General features: G+C 68.6%; 19 protein-coding genes. 7 read left to right on the forward strand and 12 right to left on the reverse strand.

All coding sequences use genetic code 11. The annotated features are described in order from the left end of the window. Positions 1 to 97: 97 nt before the first annotated feature. Positions 98 to 1,930: an AMP-dependent synthetase/ligase gene (locus ACIOSY_RS12640; protein WP_400853701.1), complete on the forward strand. Its 1,833-nt coding sequence runs from the start codon at positions 98 to 100 to the stop codon at positions 1,928 to 1,930. 92 nt (positions 1,931 to 2,022) lie between these two features. Here the strand turns inward: ACIOSY_RS12640 and def are convergent, their stop codons facing one another. The 3 genes from def to ACIOSY_RS12655 all read right to left on the reverse strand — a co-directional run bounded on the left by def (position 2,023) and on the right by ACIOSY_RS12655 (position 7,780). After that, positions 2,023 to 2,514 (reverse strand): peptide deformylase, encoded by a 492-nt coding sequence (def, locus tag ACIOSY_RS12645; RefSeq protein WP_400853703.1) that lies wholly within the window; start codon positions 2,512 to 2,514, stop codon positions 2,023 to 2,025. Next, positions 2,511 to 4,307, reverse strand: coding sequence for a MinD/ParA family protein (locus ACIOSY_RS12650; RefSeq protein ID WP_400853705.1), 1,797 nt, complete (start codon positions 4,305 to 4,307; stop codon positions 2,511 to 2,513). The genes def and ACIOSY_RS12650 overlap by 4 nt, the downstream gene beginning before the upstream one ends. Positions 4,308 to 4,372: 65 nt before the next feature. Further along, positions 4,373 to 7,780, reverse strand: a complete 3,408-nt coding sequence (locus tag ACIOSY_RS12655; RefSeq protein ID WP_400853707.1) for a pyruvate carboxylase — start codon at positions 7,778 to 7,780, stop codon at positions 4,373 to 4,375. Between the two features lie 93 nt (positions 7,781 to 7,873). Between ACIOSY_RS12655 and ACIOSY_RS12660 the strand changes: the two genes are divergently transcribed. Then, a complete protein-coding gene (locus ACIOSY_RS12660; RefSeq protein ID WP_400853851.1) occupies positions 7,874 to 8,686 on the forward strand; it encodes a ParA family protein in 813 nt (270 codons plus the stop codon). 75 nt (positions 8,687 to 8,761) lie between these two features. Here the strand turns inward: ACIOSY_RS12660 and ACIOSY_RS12665 are convergent, their stop codons facing one another. From ACIOSY_RS12665 to ACIOSY_RS12675, 3 genes are all read right to left on the reverse strand, one after another. Beyond that, on the reverse strand, positions 8,762 to 9,307 hold the full coding sequence (locus ACIOSY_RS12665) for a MerR family transcriptional regulator (RefSeq protein ID WP_400853709.1): 546 nt from the start codon (positions 9,305 to 9,307) through the stop codon (positions 8,762 to 8,764). A 99-nt stretch (positions 9,308 to 9,406) separates the two neighbouring features. Continuing rightward, entirely contained in the window at positions 9,407 to 10,087 is a 681-nt protein-coding gene (locus ACIOSY_RS12670; protein ID WP_400853711.1) for a MerR family transcriptional regulator, read from the reverse strand. Further along, positions 10,087 to 10,572 (reverse strand): FHA domain-containing protein, encoded by a 486-nt coding sequence (locus ACIOSY_RS12675; protein ID WP_400853713.1) that lies wholly within the window; start codon positions 10,570 to 10,572, stop codon positions 10,087 to 10,089. The genes ACIOSY_RS12670 and ACIOSY_RS12675 overlap by 1 nt, the downstream gene beginning before the upstream one ends. Positions 10,573 to 10,671: 99 nt before the next feature. On the opposite strand from ACIOSY_RS12675, the gene ACIOSY_RS12680 reads away from it, so the two are divergent. Both ACIOSY_RS12680 and lpdA read left to right on the forward strand, forming a co-directional pair. Next, entirely contained in the window at positions 10,672 to 11,331 is a 660-nt protein-coding gene (locus tag ACIOSY_RS12680) for a copper resistance protein CopC (RefSeq protein WP_400853715.1), read from the forward strand. 9 nt (positions 11,332 to 11,340) lie between these two features. Further along, entirely contained in the window at positions 11,341 to 12,738 is a 1,398-nt protein-coding gene (gene lpdA / locus ACIOSY_RS12685) for a dihydrolipoyl dehydrogenase (protein WP_400853717.1), read from the forward strand. 51 nt (positions 12,739 to 12,789) lie between these two features. On the opposite strand, the gene ACIOSY_RS12690 is transcribed toward lpdA, so the two are convergent. The 5 genes from ACIOSY_RS12690 to ACIOSY_RS12710 form a co-directional block, all read right to left on the reverse strand. Next, positions 12,790 to 13,509 (reverse strand): methyltransferase domain-containing protein, encoded by a 720-nt coding sequence (locus ACIOSY_RS12690; RefSeq protein ID WP_400853719.1) that lies wholly within the window; start codon positions 13,507 to 13,509, stop codon positions 12,790 to 12,792. Continuing rightward, positions 13,502 to 14,668, reverse strand: coding sequence for a type III polyketide synthase (locus ACIOSY_RS12695; RefSeq protein ID WP_400853721.1), 1,167 nt, complete (start codon positions 14,666 to 14,668; stop codon positions 13,502 to 13,504). Before ACIOSY_RS12695 ends, ACIOSY_RS12690 begins: the two co-directional genes overlap by 8 nt. Before the next feature lie 70 nt (positions 14,669 to 14,738). Continuing rightward, positions 14,739 to 15,353, reverse strand: coding sequence for a CYTH domain-containing protein (locus tag ACIOSY_RS12700; protein ID WP_400853723.1), 615 nt, complete (start codon positions 15,351 to 15,353; stop codon positions 14,739 to 14,741). Beyond that, the gene (locus tag ACIOSY_RS12705; protein WP_400853725.1) at positions 15,346 to 15,558 is read right to left on the reverse strand and encodes a response regulator; all 213 of its coding nucleotides are present in this window, start codon (positions 15,556 to 15,558) and stop codon (positions 15,346 to 15,348) included. The genes ACIOSY_RS12700 and ACIOSY_RS12705 overlap by 8 nt, the downstream gene beginning before the upstream one ends. 56 nt (positions 15,559 to 15,614) lie before the next feature. After that, complete coding sequence (locus ACIOSY_RS12710; protein WP_400853727.1) at positions 15,615 to 16,085, reverse strand: prepilin peptidase; 471 nt, start codon at positions 16,083 to 16,085, stop codon at positions 15,615 to 15,617. 155 nt (positions 16,086 to 16,240) lie between these two features. Between ACIOSY_RS12710 and ACIOSY_RS12715 the strand changes: the two genes are divergently transcribed. Genes ACIOSY_RS12715 through ACIOSY_RS12725 form a run of 3 tightly spaced genes read left to right on the forward strand, consistent with a single transcriptional unit; the run spans position 16,241 to position 21,995 of the window. Next, entirely contained in the window at positions 16,241 to 16,999 is a 759-nt protein-coding gene (locus ACIOSY_RS12715; protein ID WP_400853729.1) for a hypothetical protein, read from the forward strand. Next, positions 16,996 to 18,534 (forward strand): DNA polymerase Y family protein, encoded by a 1,539-nt coding sequence (locus tag ACIOSY_RS12720; protein WP_400853731.1) that lies wholly within the window; start codon positions 16,996 to 16,998, stop codon positions 18,532 to 18,534. The genes ACIOSY_RS12715 and ACIOSY_RS12720 overlap by 4 nt, the downstream gene beginning before the upstream one ends. Next, positions 18,534 to 21,995: an error-prone DNA polymerase gene (locus ACIOSY_RS12725; protein ID WP_400853853.1), complete on the forward strand. Its 3,462-nt coding sequence runs from the start codon at positions 18,534 to 18,536 to the stop codon at positions 21,993 to 21,995. Before ACIOSY_RS12720 ends, ACIOSY_RS12725 begins: the two co-directional genes overlap by 1 nt. Before the next feature lie 12 nt (positions 21,996 to 22,007). Here ACIOSY_RS12725 and ACIOSY_RS12730 read toward each other — a convergent pair whose 3' ends face one another. Next, the gene (locus ACIOSY_RS12730; RefSeq protein ID WP_400853733.1) at positions 22,008 to 22,394 is read right to left on the reverse strand and encodes a hypothetical protein; all 387 of its coding nucleotides are present in this window, start codon (positions 22,392 to 22,394) and stop codon (positions 22,008 to 22,010) included. Positions 22,395 to 22,635: the final 241 nt, after the last annotated feature.

Below are 22,635 nucleotides of genomic sequence, written 5' to 3' on the forward strand. Positions count from 1 at the left end.
TCGACCATCTCGCGACCGAGTATCACCTGGTGTGCGACTGGGTATCATGCCCTAGACTCGGGGGAACCCGTGCCCGACCGGTACCGAAGGAGCTGCCGTGGTCCAGTTTGAAGTCCCCGCGATCGTCCCCGCCGACCCTGACGCGAACGTCGCCGACCTCCTGGCCGCGCGCGTCCAGGCCACCCCTGATCGAGCACTGTTCTCCGTGCCCGACCGCGACGGATGGCGCGACATCTCCGCCGCCGACTTCCAGACCGCGGTCGTGGCGCTGGCGAAGGGACTCGTCGCCAGCGGCATCCAGCCCGGCGAGAAGGTCGGATTCCTCGCACGCACCACCTACGAGTGGACACTCGTCGACTTCGCCCTGTTCTACGCAGGCGCCGTCATGGTGCCGATCTACGAAACGAGCTCGCCCTCGCAGATCCAGTGGATCATGGAAGACTCCGGCGCCATCGCGCTGATCCTCGAATCCGCCGAGCACTTCTCCCGCGTCGATGAGATCCGTGGAGATCTTCCCCTCATCCGCGAGGTCTGGCAGCTGCACCTGGGGGCGATCGACGCACTCACCGCCAAGGGCGCCGGCGTCGAGGACGCCGAGATCGAGCGGCGCCGCAAGATCGCCGTCGGCTCCGACATCGCGACCCTCATCTACACGTCCGGATCCACCGGCCGCCCGAAGGGCTGTGTCCTCACGCACAGCAACTTCGTCGAGCTGTCGCGCAACTCCGCCAAGGCGCTCGACGCCGTCGTGCAGACGCCCGGCGCATCGACGCTGCTGTTCATCACGACCGCGCACGTCTTCGCGCGGTTCATCTCGATCCTCGACATCCACGCCGGCGTGCGCACCGGACATCAGCCCGACACCCGCCAGCTGCTTCCCGCCCTCGGTTCGTTCAAGCCGACCTTCCTCCTCGCGGTCCCCCGCGTGTTCGAGAAGGTCTACAACTCGGCCGAGCAGAAGGCCGAGGCGGGCGGCAAGGGCAAGATCTTCCGCGCGGCGGCCGACGTAGCGATCGAGCACTCCAAGCTCGTCGAGGCGGGCACGAAGATCCCGTTCGGCATGAAGCTGAAGTTCGCGCTGTTCAACAAGCTCGTCTACAGCAAGCTGCGCGAGGCGATGGGCGGCAACGTCGCGTACGCCGTCTCGGGTTCCGCTCCCCTCGGCTCGCGCCTGGGGCACTTCTTCCACAGCCTCGGCGTCGTCATCCTCGAGGGGTACGGTCTCACCGAGACCACGGCTCCCGCGACCGTGAACCTCGCGGACAAATCGAAGATCGGCACGGTCGGACCGGCCCTGCCCGGCGTGGGCGTGCGCCTCGCCGACGACGGAGAGATCGAAGTCCGCGGCGTCAACGTCTTCAAGGAGTACTGGAACAACCCCGAAGCGACCGCAGAGGCGTTCAGCGAGGGCGGGTGGTTCCGCACCGGAGACATCGGCAGCTTCGACTCCGAGGGCTTCCTGACGATCACCGGGCGCAAGAAGGAGATCATCGTGACCGCGGGTGGCAAGAACGTCGCCCCCGCCGCGCTCGAGGATCCGATCCGCGCCAACCCGATCATCGGACAGGTCGTCGTCGTCGGCGACCAGCGCCCCTTCATCTCGGCTCTCGTCACGCTGGACTCCGAGATGCTGCCCACGTGGCTCGGGAACAACGGCCTCCCCACCGACATGTCGCTCGCCGACGCGTCGAAGAACGAAGCCGTGCACGCCGAGATCCAGCGGGCCGTCGACGCGGCGAACACGCGGGTGTCGCGCGCCGAGTCCATCCGCAAGTTCACGATCCTCGAGTCCGAGTGGACCGAGGCATCCGGGCACCTCACGCCGAAGCTGTCGATCAAACGCAACGTCATCATGAGTGACTTCGCCGACGAGATCGCGGCGATCTACGACGAGCCGGTCACCACGACGAACGTGTCGATCGGCGGCTGAGCCCGCGCCACTCGAAGAACGCCCCCGACATCCGGATGTCGGGGGCGTTCTTCGTCGTGCGGACCGCCAGGGCGGTCAGACCGAGTCCGTGCTCAGAACCAGCTGCTCTCGCGCACCTCGCGCATGGCCGCGCGTCGGGTCTCCGCGTCGAGACGCGACAAATAGAGCATGCCGTCGAGATGATCGGTCTCGTGTTGGAGCGCCTGCGCGAGCAGCCCCTCCCCCTCGAGCACGACCGGGCTCCCGTCGAGATCGATTCCCTCGACGCGCGCCCAGGGGTGGCGCAACGCATCGTGCCAGAGCCCGGGCACCGAGAGGCACCCCTCCCCGGTGGGAACCGGTTCGCCGCGCACCTCGGTGAGCACCGGGTTGATGACGTAGCCGATGTCACCGTCAATGTTGTAGCTGAAGGCGCGCAGGGCGACGCCGATCTGCGGAGCGGCGACGCCCGCGCGCCCCGGCAGTTTCACGGTGTCGACCAGGTCGTCCACGAGAGCGCGTGCGCCGTCATCGAGCTCGGTGATCGGCGCACACACGGAACGCAGCACGGGGTCGCCGAAGATGCGGATCTCGCGGACGGTCACGCGGATGCCTCCGCACGCAGACCCTCGACGAGCAGAGCGGCGAGCTCACGGGCGGCCAGCCGCGTCTCCGGCTGCAGGTTGGCGAACACGATAGCTCCGCCCGCGGCGATCTGCGCGTCGTACGGCATCTGCACGACGCGACGCACGCGCGTGCGGAAGTGCGTCTCGAGCTCGGTCACGCGCACGAGAGGAACGCCCGGCGTCGAGTGGTTGAGGACGACGATGGCGTTCCGCGCCTGATCGGTGTAGCCGTTGGTCTCGAGCCACGTGAGGGTCTCGGACGCCAGCCGCGCCTGGTCCACGCTGAGGCCGGAGACGATCACGATCTGGTCGGCCAGGTCGAGCGTGGCCGACATGACCGAGTGCACGATGCCCGTTCCGGTGTCGGTGAGCACCAACGAGTAGTAGTGAGCGGCGATGCCGGCGACATCGCGGTAGTCGCTGTCGCTGAACGCTTCGGCGATGTGCGGATCGGTGTCGGAGGCGAGCACGTCGAGCCGCGTCGCATCACGGGCGACGATCGCCGAGACGTCGTGATAGCCCTTGATCTCGTCGCGGATGCGGACGAGATCGCGCACGGACTTCGTGTGGTGCGTGCGCACGATCCGATCCGCCAGCGTGCCGCGGTCAGGGTTCGCGTCGACAGCGATCACCCGGTCGTCACGCGCATCTGCCAGTGCCATCCCGAGCAGAGCGGTGATCGCGGTCTTCCCGACGCCGCCCTTGCGCGAGAGCACGGGAACGAACCGGGCGCCGCCCATGAGAGGAGCGGCGATCCGCGCCGTCAGTGCCTTGCGCTCGCGCGCCCGACGTCCGTCACCGATGTTGATCCGGCGTCCGGAGATCGAGTACAGCAGGTGGCTCCACGCGCCTTCGGGCTCCGGCTTCGTCAGCCGATGAGGGTCGAGCAACCGGTCGGAGGTGAGCAGATCCGCCGACTCCCGCGCAGAATCACCGAGTTCGTCGAGGCGCTTCGCGGCGGGGATCGATGCCGCGCGCGCTGCGGCGCGCGGGTGCTGCGGCGCAGCGGACTGCGGGGTCGAAGACTTCTCGGTGCTCGGGCTGTTCACGGGAGCGACCTCCTGAGAGACGGCGGTGGAGACGGATGGCGACACGGGGGTCGGCGCGGACTCCTCGACGGGAGGTGCCGCGGGAGTCGGCGTCGGGACGGGCGCCGGTGCGGGATCGGGCACCGGCATCGATGCAGGAGCGGGCTCGGGCTTCGGTGCGGGATCGGGCTTCGGTGCGGGCACCGGCTTCGATGCAGGAGCCGGCTTCGGTGCGGGCGAGGGCTTCGGTGCGGGCTCGGGTTTCGCGGCAGGAGCGGGCTTCGGCACGGGAATCGGCTCGGCTGTCGGCGTCGCTTCGGCTCCCGCCGTCGGCGTCGGTTCCGTTGCCGGCCCGGGGGTCGAGGTCACAGCAGCGGCGACGTACTCGCGCGCCGCGCGAAGAGTGACGGACTTCGTCGAGAAGCCGTCGTCCTGCCCGTCATCGCTGCGGGATGCCTCGGGCTTCTCATTCACGGACGCAGACGCAGGAATCGTATCGGGAGCCGCGGCCTCCGCCACGGCGGGCGCTTCGTCCATCACGAGATCGGCGACGACGGATTCATCGATCTCACCGTCGATGATCGCCTCGTCGCTGAGGTCGTCGTCTTCCTGCTGGGGAAGCACGACGCTCACCTGAGCGGTCCCGCCGATGATCCCGATTCCGGTGGTCGCCACCGACGCAGTGTCGTCGAGCACCCCCATCGAGTCGTCGTCGTGAGGGTCAGCGGTGTTCTTCGGGGTCACGGTCTCGCTCCAAGCTTGTCCGGACGAGGGCACACGAAGAATGTGCGGCCCCCGCCCGGACAAGGTTAGTGCGCGGGACGGATCACGACCAAAAGATCTCCGGCATCCACCTGCTGCGTCGCAGCGATCGCATGGCGCTCGATGACGCCGTCGACGGGAGCGGTGATCGCCGCCTCCATCTTCATCGCCTCGATCGACGCGATCGGCTCTCCCGCGCGCACGGATGCTCCAGCCTCGGCTTTGAGCGTGACCACGCCCGAGAACGGGGCGGCGACCTGACCCGGCACCGAGGTGTCGGCCTTCTCGACCTCGTGGGCGTCGACGGACACGGAGCGGTCGCGGACGAAGACGGGACGCAACTGCCCGTTCAGGGTCGTCATCACCGTACGCATGCCCTTGTCATCCGCTTCGCCGATGGCCTCCAGCCCGACGTAGAGCTGCACACCCCGGTCGATCTCGATGAGGTGCTCCTGCCCCGCCACCAACCCGTACAGGTAGTCGTTGGTGTCGAGGACCGAGAGGTCGCCGAAGAGATCGCGCATCTGGCTGAACTCGCGCATGGGCGCGGGGAACAGCAGGGTGTTGAGCCGCGCACGACGTGTCGTGCTGTCGCCGGCCAGAGCCGCCTCGTCGTCGGCGGTGATGTCCGTGAGCCCGGTGCGCACCGTGCGCCCCGCGAGCACCTTGGAACGGAACGGCTCCGGCCACCCGCCGGGCAGATCGCCCAGCTCGCCCGCCATGAAGCCGACGACCGAATCCGGCACGTCGTACTTCTCGGGGTTCGCCTCGAAATCGGTGGGATCCGCCTTGACCGCGGCGAGGTGCAGGGCCAGGTCGCCCACGACCTTCGACGACGGCGTCACCTTCGGCACCCGGCCGAGGATGCGGTCGGCTGCGGCATACATGTCTTCGATCAGCTCGAAGTCGTTCGCGAGACCGAGCGCCTTCGCCTGCTGGCGCAGGTTCGAGAGCTGCCCGCCGGGGATCTCGTGGTGGTACACGCGACCCGTGGGTCCCGGAAGACCCGACTCGAATGGCGCGTACTGGCGTCGCACCGCCTCCCAGTAGGGCTCGAGGTCCGAGACCGCGGCCAGTTCGATGCCGCTGTCCCGATCCGTGTGAGCGAGCGCCGCCACGAGAGCCGACAGCGAGGGCTGGCTCGTCGTGCCGGACAGAGGCGCCGAGGCTGCGTCGACGGCATCGACGCCCGCGGCACTCGCCGCGAGGAGCGTGGCGAGTTGGCCGCCCGGGGTATCGTGCGTGTGCAGGTGCACGGGCAGATCGAATCGCTCGCGCAGCGCCGTGACCAGCTTCGCGGCCGCGGCGGGGCGCAGGAGCCCCGCCATGTCTTTGATCGCGATGATGTGCGCGCCGGCGTCGACGATCTGGTCGGCGAGCCCGAGGTAGTAGTCCAGCGTGTAGAGGTCCTCGGCGGGATTCAACAGGTCGCCCGTGTAGCAGAGCGCGACCTCGGCGACGGCGGTCCCGGTGCGCCGCACCGCCTCGATCGCCGGGCGCATCTGCTCGACGTCGTTGAGTGCGTCGAAGATCCGGAAGATGTCGACGCCGCTCGCGGCGGCCTCCGCCACGAACGCGTCGGTCACGGCAGTGGGGTACGGGGTGTAGCCGACCGTGTTCCGCCCGCGCAGGAGCATCTGGATCGCGACGTTCGGCAGAGCCTCCCGCAGTTTGTCGAGACGCTCCCACGGGTCTTCGCCGAGGAATCGCAGCGCGACGTCGTAGGTCGCACCACCCCAGGCCTCGACGGAGAGGATCCCGGGTGTCAGCCGCGCCAGGTACGGCGCCGCGGCGACGAGATCGCGGGTGCGCACGCGCGTGGCGAGCAACGACTGGTGGGCGTCGCGGAACGTGGTGTCGGTGATCGCCAGAGCCGTCTGGGCGCGCAGCTCCGCGGCGAAGCGTTCCGGCCCCAGCTCGAGCAGACGCTGTCGCGACCCGGGCACGGGCTCCGCGTCGAGGTCGATCAACGGCAGCTTGGTGCGCGGGGCGACCGCTCCCGGGTGGGCCCCGTGCGGCTTGTTCACCGTGACGTCGACGAGCCAGTTGAGGATCTTGGTTCCGCGGTCCTTCGACACCCGCCCGCGCAGCAGCTCGGGCCGCTCGTCGATGAAGGAGGTGCTGAGGTCGCCCGCGATGAAGGATTCGTCATCGAGCAGGGCCTGCAGGAAGGGGATATTGGTCGACACCCCGCGGATGCGGAACTCGGCCAACGCCCGGCGAGCCCGCGCGACAGCCGCCGGGAAGTCGCGGCCGCGGCAGGTGAGCTTCGACAGCATCGAGTCGAAATGGGGGCTGATCTGCGCGCCCTGGTGCACGGTTCCGCCATCGAGACGGATGCCGGCGCCGCCGGGCGACCGGTAGGTGGTGATCTTGCCCGTGTCGGGGCGGAAGCCCTGGGTCGGGTCTTCGGTCGTGATGCGGCACTGCAGGGCGGCACCGCGCAGCTGGAGGTCTTTCTGCTGCAGCCCGAGGGTTGCCAGGCTCTGCCCGGATGCGATGCGCATCTGGCTCTGCACCAGATCGACATCCGTCACCTCTTCGGTGACGGTGTGCTCGACTTGGATGCGCGGGTTCATCTCGATGAAGACGACCTCGCCCGTGCGCTCCCCCGCGGTCTCGAGGAGGAATTCCACGGTGCCCGCGTTCTCGTACCCGATCGACCGGGCGAACGCCACTGCGTACCCGTGCAGGGCCGTCCGGACGTCGTCGTCGAGGTTGGGAGCGGGAGCGATCTCCACCACCTTCTGGTGGCGGCGCTGCACCGAGCAATCGCGCTCGAACAGGTGCACGGTCTCGCCGGTCTTGTCGGCGAGGATCTGCACCTCGATGTGCCGGGGCCGGAGCACCGCCTGCTCGAGGAACATCCGCGCATCGCCGAACGCGCTCGCGGCTTCGCGCATCGCCTCGGCCAGCGCCGGAGCCAGCTCCGCCGCGGTCGCGACGCGCCGCATGCCGCGACCGCCGCCTCCGGCGACGGCCTTGGCGAACAGCGGGAACCCGATCTCCTCGGCCTGGGCGACGAGCAGCTCGACGTCGTCGGATGCCTCCGTCGAGCGCAGCACCGGCACTCCGGCTTCGATCGCGTGCCTCTTTGCCTCGACCTTGTTGCCCGCCATCTCGAGCACCGCGGCCGGTGGACCGATGAAGACGATGCCGTTGGCGGCGGCCTTCTCGGCGAGTTCCGGATTCTCGGAGAGGAAGCCGTACCCGGGGTAGATCGCGTCGGCACCCGACTCGAGCGCGACGCGGATGATCTCATCCACATTCAGGTACGCGCGCACCGGATGCCCGCGCTCGCCGATCTCGTACGCCTCATCGGCCTTGAGCCGGTGCACGGAGCCCCGGTCCTCATGCGGGAAGACCGCAACGGTCCTGGCTCCCACTTCGTAGGCCGCGCGGAAGGCACGGATCGCGATCTCGCCGCGGTTGGCCACAAGGATCTTCTGGAACATGCACACCTCTGGGAGCTCGACGCGCGCGCTGATGCACGCACATGGGGCGGGGCTGAGTGTTCCCCCAGACTAGGGCAAGGTAACGTGGAGTCCGTGCACGTACTCAGCGTCAGCTCTCTCAAGGGAGGCGTCGGCAAGACGACCGTGACCCTCGGCCTGGCCTCTGCGGCCTTCGCCCGGGGCGTCCGTACTCTTGTCGTCGACCTCGATCCGCAGTCCGATGTGTCCACCGGCATGGACATCCAGGTGGCCGGACGACTCAACATCGCCGATGTCCTGGCGAACCCGAAGGAGAAAGTCGTCCGTCAGGCGATCACCTCCAGCGGATGGGCGAAGGTTCATCCGGGCACGATCGACGTTCTCATCGGCAGCCCGTCCGCCATCAACTTCGACGGACCGCATCCGAGCGTCCGCGACGTCTGGAAGCTCGAAGAGGCGCTCGCTGCCGTCGAAGCCGACTACGACCTCGTCCTGATCGACTGCGCCCCGTCGCTGAACGCCCTGACGCGCACCGCCTGGGCTGCCAGCGACCGCGTCATGGTGGTCACCGAGCCCGGGTTGTTCTCGGTCGCAGCCGCCGATCGCGCGCTGCGCGCGATCGAAGAGATCCGTCGCGGCCTCTCCCCCCGTCTGCAGCCTCTGGGCATCGTCGTCAACCGGGTGCGCCCGCAGTCGATCGAGCACCAGTTCCGCATCAAAGAGCTGCGCGACATGTTCGGGCCGCTCGTGCTCTCCCCCCAGCTTCCCGAGCGCACCTCGCTGCAGCAGGCTCAGGGTGCCGCCAAGCCGCTGCACATCTGGCCCGGCGACTCCGCTCAGGAGCTCGCGGCCGACTTCGACCAGCTGCTCGACCGCATCATCCGCACCGGACGCATCGCTGTGGCCGAGAGCGGCCCGCAGGCCTGACCGGCACGACACGTCGCACAAGAAACGGCCATCCTCCTTCGAGGGTGGCCGTTCTTCGTGAAGATCGGGCGGAACTCAGGCGGAGCGCTTGGCCCGGCGGTTCGCCAGCTCGTCGACGGGGTCGGGAGCGGTGGCGTCGAACTGCACCAGCGTCGATTCGACCTCGCGGAGCACCTTGCCGACGGCGATGCCGAAGACGCCCTGCCCACGGCTGACGAGGTCGATGACCTCGTCGTTGGAGGTGCAGAGATAGACGGACGCACCATCGCTCATCAGCGTGGTCCCCGCCAGATCGCGGATGCCCGCGCGGCGAAGCTCTTCGACGGCGGTGCGGATCTGCTGCAGCGAGATGCCGGTGTCGAGCAGGCTCTTGACGAGCTTCAGGACCAGGATGTCGCGGAAGCCGTACAGTCGCTGCGAGCCGGAGCCGCTGGCGCCGCGCACCGTCGGCTCGACGAGTTCGGTGCGAGCCCAGTAGTCGAGCTGGCGGTAGGTGATACCGGCCGCACGCGCGGCGACAGCACCGCGATAGCCGACCTCGTCGTCCATCGCCGGAAGTCCGTCGGTGAAGAGGAGTTCGGGTACGAACCGCGGGTCGCCTGTGAGCTCATCCGCATTCATTTCAAATCCTCCCTGGAACGGTTACCTCCACGGTAGAGCAGTGCCCGGGGAGCAGCAATGACATCCGCCATGCGGCGAAGGTGTGTCGCAATCAGTTCGTTACGAAAGCACGCGCGCAAGCGCGTCCTTGATGAAGAGACCGCGGACTTCGTCGATCTTCGAGGCCAGTTCGGGGGCCAGTTCGCTCGCCTTGGCACGCGACGCGTTGTCGGTGCGCCGCAGGAGTCCGGACAACGTGGACTCGATCAGTGAGACCTCGCGCTCGGCACCCTGACGCAGCGAACGGAGGTGGCGGGGCTCGATCCCGTGACGGTCGAGCGCGACGAGGCCGCGCAGGAGCGCCACGGTGACTTCGGGGTAGCTCTCCTGGGCGGTGATCACCCCGGTGCTGATCGCGTCGTTGAGGATCTGCGGGCCTGCGCCGGCCGCAGCGAGCAGCTCGTCACGACGGTAGCGACGCGGCGTCGGGGTGATCGAGGGCGGCGGCGCGAAGCCCGTGGCCTCGGCTCCGGCGGCGTCGAGCTGATCCCGGATCACGCTCAGGGGAAGGTAGTGGTCGCGCTGGAGGGTGAGCCCCAGACGGAGCCGCTCGATGTCGGCGTTGGAGAACTTGCGATAGCCCGACTCGGTGCGAGAGGGGGTGACGATTCCCTGCACCTCGAGGAACCGCAGCTTGCTGGAGGTCAGGTCGGGGAACTCGGGCGTGAGACGCGCGAGCACCTGACCGATGCTCAGAAGGCCCGCGGACGCCGGGCGTTCACGGGCGGGGGAAGCCGCCATCACTCGCCGGCCGCGACGCGGTCGAGCGGGGAGGCGAAGAAGTTCATCCGGAACTTTCCGACGCGCACCTCGGAGCCGTCGATCAGCGGGCTGCGGTCGAACCGCTCCCCATTGACGTAGGTGCCGTTGAGCGAGCGCTGATCGATGATCTCGAATGCGGTTCCGGTGCGGGTGACCTCGGCGTGACGGCGAGAGACCGTCACGTCGTCGAAGAAGATGTCGGCTTCGGGGTGACGACCCACGGTCGTCACGTCGGTGTCGAGCAGGTAGCGAGCACCTGCGAGCGCACCGGAGCGCACGAGCAGCAACGCAGAGCCCGAAGGCAGTGCTGCGATCGCGGACTGCTCCACATCGGTCAGTTCCACGCCGAACGGCACGAATGACAGATCGGAATCGTGCCCGAACGTCTGTGTCACGTCGTGTTTTTGCTCGCCGGAACGATGAATTGCCGCGTCTCCGGCTGATCGGCTTTCGCTGTCTGTCACGTTGCCCTCCTGATCGTCCAGACTAACGGATACGGCGACCCCCGCGGGAGCCGGATTCACACTCAGCCATCCCACACCGGAGATTCTTAGGCTGTACACGTGCAGACCACAGCAATCAGACGTTCCGCCGCCCCCGTCGCCCTCGCCGCGGCCCTCCTCGCGGCCTTCCTCGTTCTCTTCTCCCCCGTCTCGGCATCGGCTCACGATGCGCTGACCTCCTCGTCTCCCGAGGCCGACGCGACGATCGACACGCTTCCCGGCGAGATCACTCTCACCTTCAGCGCGGAGCTGATCACGGGCGAGGGCGCGACCGAGATGGTCGTGACGGATGCCGATGGCGTATCCGTCACCGATGGCGCCGCCGTCACCGCGGGGTCGGTCGTCACGCAGCCGCTCGTCGCAGAAGCCGCGGCCGGCACATATCACGTGGTCTGGAAGGTCGTCTCGAGCGACGGGCATCCGACCTCCGGCGAGTACTTCTTCTCCGTCACCAACAGCACGGTCTCGACTCCGACCGCCGACCCGGATGCCTCGGAGTCGGCGGCGCCTACCGGAGCACCTCTCGACGAGATCGCCCCGTCGCCCACGACGACCGCCACCGAGGCGCCCGCCGTCTCCTCCCCGTCGGGGCTGGTCTGGCTGTTCACGATCCTCGGCATCGTGGTCTTCGTCGGAGGTCTCGGGGCAGCCATCTGGCTGCTCGTACGCTCGCGGCGGAAGGCGGGCGGAGCCGATTCCGACCCGTCCTCAGAGCGATAGGCTTGACGCATGCCTCATTACGACGTCGTCATCCTCGGTGCAGGTCCTGGTGGATACGTCGCTGCGGTTCGCAGCGCGCAGCTCGGCCTGTCCACCGCCATCATCGAGGAGAAGTACTGGGGTGGTGTCTGCCTCAACGTGGGCTGCATCCCCTCCAAGGCCCTCCTCAAGAACGCGGAGCTCGCGCACACGCTGAACCACAAGGCCGATTTCTTCGGTATCTCCGGTGAGTTCACGATCGACTACGGCAAGGCCTTCGATCGCAGCCGCGTCGTCGCCGACGGCCGCGTCAAGGGCATCCACTTCCTGATGAAGAAGAACAAGGTCACCGAGTACGACGGCCGCGGCACGTTCACGGGCCCGAAGGCGATCTCGGTCGCCAAGTCCGACGGTTCGACCGAAGAGGTCACCTTCGACAACGTGATCATCGCCACCGGCTCGCGGGTGCGCCTGCTCCCGGGCGTGCAGCTCAGCGACAACGTCGTGACGTACGAAGAGCAGATCATGAGCCGTGAGCTGCCGAAGTCGATCGTCATCGTCGGCGCCGGCGCCATCGGCATGGAGTTCGCCTATGTGATGACGAACTACGGCGTCAAGGTTACCATCATCGAGTTCCTCGACCGCGCGCTCCCCAATGAGGATGCCGACGTGTCGAAGGAGATCACCAAGCAGTACAAGAACTACGGCGTCGACATCCTGACCTCCACCAAGGTGGAGACGGTCGTCGACAACGGCTCCTCGGTCACCGTCACCTACACCGCCAAAGACGGCCAGCAGAGCTCGATCGAGGCCGACAAGGTGCTCATGTCGGTCGGCTTCGCCCCGAACATCGAGAACTTCGGTCTCGACAAGACGGGTGTCACGCTCACCGAGCGCGGCGCGATCGACATCGACGACCACATGCGCACCAACGTCGAGGGCATCTACGCGATCGGCGACGTCACCGCGAAGCTGCAGCTCGCACACGTCGCCGAGGCTCAGGCCGTCGTCGCCGCCGAGACCATCGGTGGCGCGGAGACCCAGACGCTGGGCGACTACCGCATGATGCCGCGCGCGACGTTCTGCTCGCCCCAGGTCGCCTCGTTCGGTCTCACCGAGCAGCAGGCGAAGGACGAGGGGCGCGACATCAAGGTCGTCAGCTTCCCGTTCATGGCCAACGGCAAGGCGCACGGTCTGGGCGAGCCGGTCGGCTTCGTCAAGCTCATCGCGGATGCCGAGCACCTCGAGCTCATCGGCGCCCACATGATCGGCCCCGACGTCTCCGAGCTGCTGCCCGAACTGACGCTGGCTCAGAAGTGGGACCTCACCGCTCTCGAGCTGGCCCGCAACGTGCACACGCACCCGACGCTCTCGGAGGCCCTGCAGGAGGGCTTCCACGGCCTCGCGGGTCACATGATCAACTTCTGATCACCTCACATCGAAGGTCCGGTCGCGTTCTCGCGGCCGGACCTTCGTGCGTCATGGTCGGGGGTCCGGATGTTCCCATCGCAGCTGCACGCGAAAGGGGAAGCCCCTCCGCGCCTCCCACCCGATCGGCGCGATATCTGCGAGCTCAGCGGCCGTGTAGGAACGACGGATGCTGATGAGCCCATCCGTGCGGATGAAGGAACCCGCCAGCAGGTTGTCGGCGAGGACCGCCGTTCCTGCGGCGTAGAGCCGGTACGCAGTGCGGCTACGGGCGATGTCGTGGTGCACCACCAGTCCGCCGGGCGCGACGATCCGTTCCGATTCGGCGAGCAGAGCCGAGACCTCATCGGGCCCCAGGTGATGCAGCAGATGATTCGACAGCACGATGTCGAACTGCTCCCCCGCGGCCACCAGGTCACCCGTCCGTTCCCGGCGGTATCGCGCACCGGCTCCGGCGTCGTGCGCCTCGGCCCACCGCATCGCCCGCTCGTCGGGGTCGAGCGCGGTGATCTCCGCGGCGAACCCGTCGTGACGCAGACGCGTTGCCAACGACCGGCAGAGGTCGCCGCCGCCCGCCCCGACGTCGAGGATGCGCACGCGACGGCGGCGGGCGTGCGGGCGAACGTCGCGACGATAGATCATGCCGGGACGCGAGACGACCGCGTTGACCATCTGGAACCGTCGATAGGTCTGCTCGAGCATCCGCAGGTCGGCAGCGGGATCGTCCATCAGCTCGACCGCCTCGGCGGCGCGCACCGACAGGTCAGGCATCGTCGTCGCGGGGAGCCTCGACGGTCATCAGGGCGCTCTCGGCCGTGAGCCCGGGCCCGAACGCCATCGCAGCCACTCGGTCGCCCCGCTGCGCCCCCTCCTCTTCGAGGATCCGCTTCAGGACGAACAGGATCGTGGCGCTGGACATGTTGCCGTTCTGGCGCAGCACCTCACGGGCCGGGCGCAGCTGCGTGTCGCTGAGGTGCATGCGCTCCTGGATCCGGTCGAGGATGCTCCGCCCGCCCGGATGGATCGCCCAGTGCTGCACCCGTTCGCCGATCGTGCCCTCCTCGAACGCCATCGACATGTCGTGCTCCTGCACGTAGAGCGGTCGGAGAGCACCGATGATGGCCTCGCCGATGATCTGGGGCACGGCCGTGGAGAGGATCATCTCGAAGCCCGTGTCGCCGATCGTCCAGGCCATGTCCTTCTCCCCTTCGGGAGCGATCGCCGTGTGGAACCTGTCCAGCTGGAGACCGCGCACCGGCGAGGGCAGCGAACGGGCCGTGACGATGCCGGCGGCCGCCCCGTCGGCGAACAGCGACGTCGCGACGATCGTGTCGGGGTCTTCCGACGAGCGCAGGTGCAGGGTGCACAGCTCCACGCTCACGATCAGGACCACGGCGTCGGGGTCGGCCGCGCAGAACTGGCTCGCCGCACGAAGAGCCGGCATCGAGGCGTAGCAGCCCATGAACCCGAGGTGGTAGCGCTGCACGCTGTCGGACAACCCCAGCGCGCGGACGATCTCGTACTCGGGCCCCGGCGCATGGAATCCCGTGCACGAGACGGTGATGACGTGCGTGACGTCGGATGCCTGGATGTCGGGATCGGATTCCAGGGAGCGCTGAGCGGCCGTCACGAACAGGCGGGTCGCCTCGGCCACGTACAGGTCGTTGCGCACCTTCGTCCCGGGCGCGAGCAGTCTGCCCGTCGCGGAGTCGAAGAAGACCGGCGACTCCGACTCGCCGGTCAGAGCGAGCTCTTCGATCACGGTGTGGCGGGTGTCGATGCCGGAGCCGTTGAACGAGGCGGTCACGATCCGCTGGGCCAGACGCCCGAGATCGGGTTGCTGCGCGAAGATGTCGCGTACGGCGCTCTGCTCGAGGAGGGTGTCCGGGACGATCGTCTGCAGGGACCGCAGCACAGCTGGTCGACTCATGGTGTCACTCAAGCACTCGCACGCGTGATCGGGGAAGGGGGTTGCGGGTGCCGTCCGGCTCTGCGAAGGGTCAGAAGCCCAGCGCGCGACCGAGCTTCGACCCGGATTCGGAGTTCCGCCCGCCCGCGGCGCGGACCGCCTGCTCGACAGCCGCGAAGAACGTTTCCCGCCCGTCGGCATCGGCGGGTGCTGCCGCTCCGAGCTCCATCTCCCACTCCCGCCACTCGCGTTCCACGCCCTGGCGGAGATCGGTGGCGCGAACACGGTCGTCGACGAATTCGGCGACGACGCCGTCGGGTCCCGTGAGCAGGTAGGCGGTGCGATCGTTGCGGATGCGGGCCAGGGGTGTGAGCGGTTCGGTGGTCCAGCGGGCGATCGCGGTGGCGACGGCATCCGGAAGATCGTCCCCCTCGGCGAGGGGCCATCCGAGTTCGAGACGACCGTCTCCCTCTCGGGGACCCTTCACATGCCAGCCCTCGTCGGGCCCGCCGGTCCGGCGCCGCAGCGCCACACCGGAGCGGGACAGCGCACCGTCGGCGGTGTCGAAGTACTGCGCATCCAGCGCACGCGCCTCGCCGTCGGTGACGGCATCCACGCCCGGGATCGCCTCCCATACCGGGAGCGGCGTCGTGACGTCGACGTCGTACTTGCGCTCGACCTCGACGGTGCGCGAGGGTTCAGTCATCGTTGGATGTGAGGTCCTCGAGCGACTCGTCGTACCAGTAGTCGATCTCGGTGGGGCCGTCGTCGGCTCCCGTGTTCTGCGGCTCGCCGCGGCGGTTGTAGACCACCTGCGTCTCGCTGTAGGGGACGATCAGCTTGTCGTCTGCGTCGTCGAGAGGAATGATCTGCCCGTCGAGCGGGCCGCCGTGAAGTCGCGCGAGTGCCATGTGCTCACCCTATCCCCGCTCCGCCGGGATCGGGTGCGGCGCGGCGCGAGCGGCGCTCAGGTGATCAGGACGCCGAGGAATGCGCCGATGATCATCCAGGGGCCGAAGGCGATGCGGGTCGAGCGCGTCGCCCGATGCAGCGCCATGAGCGTCAGGGCGTAGAGCGACCCGAGTACGAATGCCGCCGCCGCTCCCACGGCGAGCGCGGTCCAGCCGTGCCATCCCAGGACGAGACCGATGACGGCGGCGAGCTTCACATCGCCGCCGCCCATGCTCGAACGGTTGAGGAGGCGCAGCATGGCGTAGAAGCCGCCGAGGATCAGCATGCCGAGGAGCGCACGGATCGATGGCGTCTTCTCCGCCGACGCGAGCGCATCGATGATCGCCAGAGCCAGAAGCGCGGCGAGCGTGGGAAGGACGATCCGGTTGGGCAGTCGGTGCGTGCGGGCGTCGATGACGATGAGCCACCCGCCGAGGCCGAGCAGCGCGAGGTGGACGAGCACGACGAGGGCGGAGCGCAGATCCATCCCGGAAGGCTAGAAGATCGCCGGATGCTCCGGGACGCACTGTGGATAAGTGCGCTCCCCCGTCGGCCTCGAGCATCGTGAGCCAATGTCCGATGTACGAATTAGTGTCATCTTCAGTACTTGATATATTCGAATATATCTTCGAGGATGGACACATGGGGATCGGGCTCGATGCGGTGACCGCGCTCTCTCCGACCAGCGACAATCGCGCCGGAGAGGTGCTTCGCCTGCGCCGGGAGATCAGTCGGATGCAGCGCCGTCGCAGTGACCAGGCGCTCTTCCCCCTCGACCCCGCACTGTCCTCGCTGCTGCCGGACGACGGGCTGCTGGCCGGCACCGCCTACTCGCTCTCCCCCTCTCCGAGTCTCGTCCTCGCCCTGTTGAGCGCGGCATCGCAGAAAGGGCACTGGTGCGCGGTCATCGGCATGCCCACGCTCGGAGTGGAGGCCGCCGCCGGATTCGGCATCGATCTCGATCGACTGATCCTCGTCCCGGAACCGGGAGACCGCTGGTTCGCTGCGACCTCGGCCCTCGCCGAGGTCGTCCCGCTCATCGCGGTCCACCCCGGCTCGCGGATGCGCGAGGCCGACATCTCCCGCCTGAGCGCACGCCTGCGCGACCGCGGATGCACCCTGCTCGTCACCGGCGTCTGGGCGCAGAGCGAGGGGTCCATCCGCGTGCACGACCCGCACTGGAACGGACTGGGTGCGGGGTGGGGTCTTCTCTCCGACCGCACGGTGACCGTGACCGCTCAGACCCGGCGTCGGCCTCTCGCCGCCAGTATCCGTGTGCGGCTCCCCGGCAGCAATGGCGCCCTCGAATCCGCTGCCGCCGAGCTCACCGCCCTCCCCTCCCTCACCACGCGTCCCGCCGATCCCGCGCCCGAACTCCTGCGCTGGGCGGAGGCAGGATGAACGAGCCCCTGCGCGTCCTCGTGCTGTGGTTCCCCGACTGGCCGCTGCGCGCGGCTCTCGGTGGGCCGCCCCCGCATCCGCCGACGGCGCTCATGCAGGCGAACACGGTCACCGCGTGCACGGCCTCCGCACGCGAGCACGGCGTTCGCGCCGGGCAACGCCGCCGAGAAGCGCAGGGGCGCCTCTCTTCACTGCAGGTTCTCCCCCACGATCCGGCCCGTGACGAACGCGCGTTCCTCCCCGTCCTCCAGCTCATCGAGAGCCATGCCCCCGGCGTCACCCTGCTGCGCCCCGGCCTCGCCGTTCTCCGCGCGCGCGGCATCTCGCGCTATCACGGCGGAGAAGACCGCGCCTCTGCCGCGCTCGCCTCAGTCCTCGCCGAGGCAGGCTTTCCGGAGGTGCGCATCGGCGTGGCCGACGGCCCCTTCACCGCGGAGATCGCCGCGCGGGGTCCCTCCCCGTGCACGGTTGTCCCCGCCGGCGGAGCGAAGGACTTCCTCGCCCCGTTCCCCGTGCAGGTGCTGCGCGACGAGCAGATCACCGGTCTCCTCCTCCGCCTCGGCGTGCGCACGCTCGGTGAGTTCACCGCGCTCCCCGCCGTCGATGTGCGCGACCGCTTCGGCGAGCACGGCGCCCGGCTGCAGGCGCTCGCCGCCGGTGCGGACTCCCGTCCGCTGTCACCGCGCCCTCCCGACCCCGAGTTGGCACGGCAGATCGAGTTCGAGGCTCCTCTGGGCGGTGCCGACCAGGTCGCCTTCGCCGTGCGGCAGACGGCGGATGCCGTGCTGCTGGGCCTCGGTGAGGCGTCGACCGTGTGCACCGAGGTGCGGATCGACCTCACCGATGACAACGGGCACGTGTTCTCCCGCACGTGGCTGCATCCGACCTGCTTCGACGCCTCGGATCTGGTCGATCGCGTGCGATGGCAGCTGGAGGCGCTGGCCGCGGAGAATGCGAAGGCTCCCGTCGACGAGGCCCGGGCATTCGGCGGCATCGTCGCAGTGCGGATCCTTCCTGTTGCGGTCGATGATGCCGCCCATCACCAGCCGGGCCTCTTCGGGTCGGGCACCGACGAGCGGCTGCACCATGCGGTCTCGAGGGTGCAGACCATGCTGGGGCATCAGGGCGTCGTCACCGCGGCCCTCGCGGGCGGACGGTGGCTCGCCGATCGTCAGGTGCTCACCCCGTGGGGCGAGCGTGCCGTGGCACCCCGTGATCCTGCTCCTCCGTGGCCGGGCAGCCTCCCCGATCCGCTTCCCGCCGAAGTCTTCCGTCCTCCGCGCCCCCTCGGTCTGCGTGCCGCGGGGGGAGACACGATCAGCATCGACGAGCGGGGGACGCTCTCGGCTGCGCCCGCCTTCATCGACGGCACCGGAGTGCTCGCCTGGGCAGGCCCCTGGCCCGTCCACGAACGCCGCTGGGCGGCCGGAGGCGGTAAACGGGGGCACCGCTTCCAGGTCGTCGACGACCAGGATCGCGCGTGGCTGGTGTTCTGCACGGGCGACCGCTGGTGGGCCGAGGGGCGGTATCGCTGATGGGCTTCCACAACCCTCCTCTGAAATGGAACGACCTGGAGCGCACTCTCAGCGGTATCGAGCCACCGTCACCGGCCAGTGCCGAGCCCCGGAGCCCTCGCGTCGACCCCGGCCCGGTGAGCAGACGCCGCCAGAAGGCCACCCCTCTCGACATCCCCCGGCCGGAAGACGCCGTGCCCTACGCCGAGCTGCATGCGCATTCGTCGTACTCCTTCCTCGACGGCGCTTCCTCTCCCGAGGCGCTCCTGACTGAGGCGGAGCGCCTGGGCCTGACCGCTCTCGCCCTCACCGATCACGACGGCTTCTACGGCGCTGCGCGCTTCGCAGAGGTGGCCGACCTCATGGAGGTGCGCCTGCAGACGGTGTTCGGGGCCGAGCTGTCCCTCGATCTCCCCGGACCGCAGCGGGGCATGCCCGACCCCCTGGGCGAGCATCTGCTCGTACTGGCCCGGGGAATGGAGGGCTACCACCGCCTTTCCGGTGCCATCACCGCCGCTCAGCTGCGAGGTGGCGAGAAGGGGCGTCCGGTGTATGACCTCGATGAGCTCGCGGCGAGCGCCGGCGATCACTGGACGATCCTCACCGGGTGCCGCAAGGGCGGGGTGCGGCAGGGGCTGGAACGCGGGGATGCCGCGACTCCTCTGCGCCGTCTCGTCGACCTCTTCGGGGCCGATCATGTCGCCGTCGAGCTCTTCGATCAGGGCGACCCGCAGGACACCAGGAGGAACGACACCCTCGCGGAGCTCGCCAGGCGGATGCATCTGCCCGTCGTCGCGACGAACAACGTGCACTACGCCACCCCGCAGCAGGCCCCTCTCGCCGAGGCGGTCGCCGCCGTCCGTGCGGTGCGCAGCATGGATGAGCTCGACGGGTGGTTGCCCTCGCACGGTGCGGCGCATCTGCGGAGCGGTGCAGAGATGACCGCGAGGTTCCAGCGCTACCCCGGAGCGATCTCGTCGGGGCTCGAGCTGGCCGCGGCATCCGCCTTCCCCCTGCGTCTCGCCCGTCCGGCACTGCCGCAGCAGAAGGTGCCGGAGGGGCACACGCCGATGAGCTGGCTGCGAAAGCTCGTGTGGGAGGCGGTGCCGGCCAAGTATCCGCGCATCGGCGCCGACGGGCGCAGCCGCATCGAACGCGAGCTGAACGTCATCGAGGAGAAGGATTTCCCGGGCTACTTCCTGATCGTGCACGGCATCGTCGCCGAGGCGCGCAGACGCGGCATCCTCTGCCAGGGGCGCGGGTCCGCCGCGGCGAGCGCAGTCTGCTACCTGTTGGGGATCACCGCGGTCGATCCGATCCTCTACGGTCTCCCCTTCGAGCGGTTCCTCGCGACCACCCGGCAGGAGGAGCCGGACATCGACGTCGACTTCGATTCCCGGCGCCGTGAGGAGATCATCCAGTGGGTCTACGGCGAGTACGGCCGCGAGCGCGCAGCGCAGGTCGCGAATGTGATCCAGTACCGACCGAAGAACGCCGTGCGCGACATGGCGAGGGCGCTCGGGCATTCACCGGGGCAGCAGGATTCGTGGTCGCGACAGGTCGACGGGTGGAGCGCGGGCCTCGAGCCGGCCGATGGCCATGACATCCCCGAGAACGTGCTCGCCTATGCCGGCGAGCTGATGAAAGCGCCCCGGCATCTGGGCATCCACTCCGGCGGCATGGTCCTCACGGCGCGTCCGGTGGGCGAAGTCGTGCCGGTCGAGCATGCCCGCATGGAGAATCGCACGGTCATCCAGTGGGATAAAGACGATTCCGCCTTCATGGGGCTGGTGAAGTTCGATCTGCTGGGATTGGGGATGCTCGCGGCTCTGCAGCACTGCTTCGACATGATCCACGAGGCCACCGGCGAGGTCTGGACGCTCGAGACGCTTCCCAAGGAGGAGCCCGGGGTCTACGACATGCTCTGCCGTGCGGACTCGATCGGCGTGTTCCAGGTGGAGTCCCGCGCGCAGATCGGCCTGCTCCCCCGGCTCCAACCGCGGAGCTTCTACGACCTGGCCATCCAGATCGCCCTCATCCGCCCCGGGCCCATCCAGGGTGGGGCGGTGCATCCGTTCGTACGCCGCAAGATCGCGAAGGACAGGGTCGATGAAGAGAACCGCGAGCGTGCGGCCCGGGGCGAGGAGCCGGTGGACTTCCCCATCCCCTACCCGCACAGCGACCTCGAACCGATTCTGAAGCGCACCCTGGGCGTGCCCATCTTCCAGGAGCAGCTCATCCAGATGGCGACGGCCGTCGGCGACTGCACCGCCGATGAGGCCGACCTGCTGCGCCGAGCCATGGGGTCCAAACGAGGGCTCGAGAAGATCGAGAAGGTGCGTTCGAAGCTCTACGCCGGTATGGCCAGGCGGGGCCTCGACGAGGCGGCATCCGATCGCATCTACGCCCAGATCCAGGCATTCTCGAATTTCGGATTCGCCGAGTCCCACTCGCTGTCGTTCGCGCTCCTCGTCTATGCCAGCTCCTGGCTGAAGCTGCATTACCCGGCCGCCTTCCTCGCCGGCCTGCTGCGCTCTCAGCCGATGGGGTTCTACTCCGCGGCGACCCTGACCGCGGATGCACGTCGTCATGGCGTGGAGGTGCGGCGGCCCGACCTGCAGGTGTCGGGGGCGACCGACACGCTGGAGCCGCTCTCCGAGACGACGGAGAGGCGTCCGACCGGACGGGATTCCTGCGGGGTCATGCCGCAGCCCGCGACCCTCCGCTTCGATCGGGATGCCCCGGATGAGGCGGCGGCCCATCGGCGGGACGGCGGCTATGCCGTGCGGATGGGGCTCAGCGGGGTGCGTGGGATCGGCGTGCCGATGGCCGAGAAGATCGTCAGCGAGCGCGAGGCGCACGGCCCCTACCGCGATCTGAACGATCTGGTGCGGCGCACGGATGCCACCGCGGCGCAGCTGGAGGCGCTGGCGACGGCCGGGGCCTTCGCCTGCCTCGGCCTGGAACGGCGGGAGGCGATCTGGCTCGCCGGCGCCGCGGCCGACGATCGCGCCCGCTTTCTCCCCGGGACCACGGTCTCCGTGCAGCCTCCGTTGTTCGCCGATCAGACCAGTTACGAGCGGTTGTCCGCCGATCTGTGGGCGACGGGCGTCTCCATCGATGACCACCCGATGACGCACTTCCGGGATGCCCTGCGGGAACGCGGCGTGCTCACCGCCGATGACCTCCGTCATCAGGAGGTGGGTCGACGCATCGAGGTGGCCGGTCTCGTCACCCATCGGCAGCGTCCGGCCACGGCGGCCGGCGTCACCTTCGTGAACCTCGAGGACGAGAGCGGCCTGGTCAACATCGTGTGTTCGACCGGAGTCTGGAACCGTTACCGCCGCGTCGCCAGGGATTCCCCCGCGCTCATCATCCGCGGCATTCTGGAGCGCTCGGAGGAGGGCGTCATCAATGTGCTCGCGGATGCCTTCGAAGACCTGCGCACGGGCCTCTCGCACCGCTCCCGGGACTTCCGGTGAGCGGTGGAGCATTCACCAGAAGCGTTCCGGCTCTTCGGGCGGGGGCCGGTCGGCTCCGCCCCAGCGGTCGGCTTCGGCCTTCGCGGCGTCGGCCGCGGCATCCGCGTCGCGGAGGGCCACCTTCGCGCCCACCGCGCCGGGCCCGGTGGCGTCGATGCGCAGTTCGGTGCATGCGCCGGTCGCCGAGACGCTGATCGTGCAGTCGAGGACCCGGCCCAGCCAGCGGACGAGGTCGACGCCGTAGCCCTCTTCGGCGATGCGGTACCGGATGTTCGTCTCGAGGTCGACGAGGGTCACGATGACGGCCTCGCCGGAGAGCGGATCGAGCCGTTCCGTCGCCTCGACGCGGTGTCCCTGCGCGATGGCGATCTGTCCCGGCATCACGATCGATCTGTCCATGTATCCACCTTAGGAAGCATCATCCGCGGAAGATAGACATGGCTCCAGATCACGATTTTCAAAATTCTTTGTCCCCCAAATGGCGGACATGACTTTTTGGGGATACTCTGCTATGTGTAGCGGGGGCTACAAGGCTGAGGACTGGGGAATCAGCCACGAGAGCAGCGAGATTTCATCGCCGCCTCCCCTGCCGTCCGGGAAGGACGGGGAAGCCCTCTCGAGGAAACCTGTTTGGGGCAGA

Origin of the sequence: Microbacterium sp. NPDC087665 (assembly GCF_044743285.1) — a bacterium.
Classification (GTDB): Bacteria; Actinomycetota; Actinomycetes; order Actinomycetales; family Microbacteriaceae; genus Microbacterium.

What these genes read in the sequence shown, in the direction of transcription:
- ACIOSY_RS12655 (WP_400853707.1), bottom strand. Translation starts at nt 7,780, where the DNA reads ATGTTCCAGAAGATCCTTGTGGCCAACCGCGGCGAGATCGCGATCCGT.
- ACIOSY_RS12665 (WP_400853709.1), bottom strand. Translation starts at nt 9,307, where the DNA reads ATGAATGCGGATGAGCTCACAGGCGACCCGCGGTTCGTACCCGAACTC.
- ACIOSY_RS12670 (WP_400853711.1), bottom strand. Translation starts at nt 10,087, where the DNA reads ATGGCGGCTTCCCCCGCCCGTGAACGCCCGGCGTCCGCGGGCCTTCTG.
- lpdA (WP_400853717.1), top strand. Translation starts at nt 11,341, where the DNA reads ATGCCTCATTACGACGTCGTCATCCTCGGTGCAGGTCCTGGTGGATAC.
- ACIOSY_RS12690 (WP_400853719.1), bottom strand. Translation starts at nt 13,509, where the DNA reads ATGCCTGACCTGTCGGTGCGCGCCGCCGAGGCGGTCGAGCTGATGGAC.
- ACIOSY_RS12695 (WP_400853721.1), bottom strand. Translation starts at nt 14,668, where the DNA reads ATGAGTCGACCAGCTGTGCTGCGGTCCCTGCAGACGATCGTCCCGGAC.
- ACIOSY_RS12700 (WP_400853723.1), bottom strand. Translation starts at nt 15,353, where the DNA reads ATGACTGAACCCTCGCGCACCGTCGAGGTCGAGCGCAAGTACGACGTC.
- ACIOSY_RS12705 (WP_400853725.1), bottom strand. Translation starts at nt 15,558, where the DNA reads ATGGCACTCGCGCGACTTCACGGCGGCCCGCTCGACGGGCAGATCATT.
- ACIOSY_RS12710 (WP_400853727.1), bottom strand. Translation starts at nt 16,085, where the DNA reads ATGGATCTGCGCTCCGCCCTCGTCGTGCTCGTCCACCTCGCGCTGCTC.
- ACIOSY_RS12715 (WP_400853729.1), top strand. Translation starts at nt 16,241, where the DNA reads ATGGGGATCGGGCTCGATGCGGTGACCGCGCTCTCTCCGACCAGCGAC.
- ACIOSY_RS12720 (WP_400853731.1), top strand. Translation starts at nt 16,996, where the DNA reads ATGAACGAGCCCCTGCGCGTCCTCGTGCTGTGGTTCCCCGACTGGCCG.
- ACIOSY_RS12725 (WP_400853853.1), top strand. Translation starts at nt 18,534, where the DNA reads ATGGGCTTCCACAACCCTCCTCTGAAATGGAACGACCTGGAGCGCACT.
- ACIOSY_RS12730 (WP_400853733.1), bottom strand. Translation starts at nt 22,394, where the DNA reads ATGGACAGATCGATCGTGATGCCGGGACAGATCGCCATCGCGCAGGGA.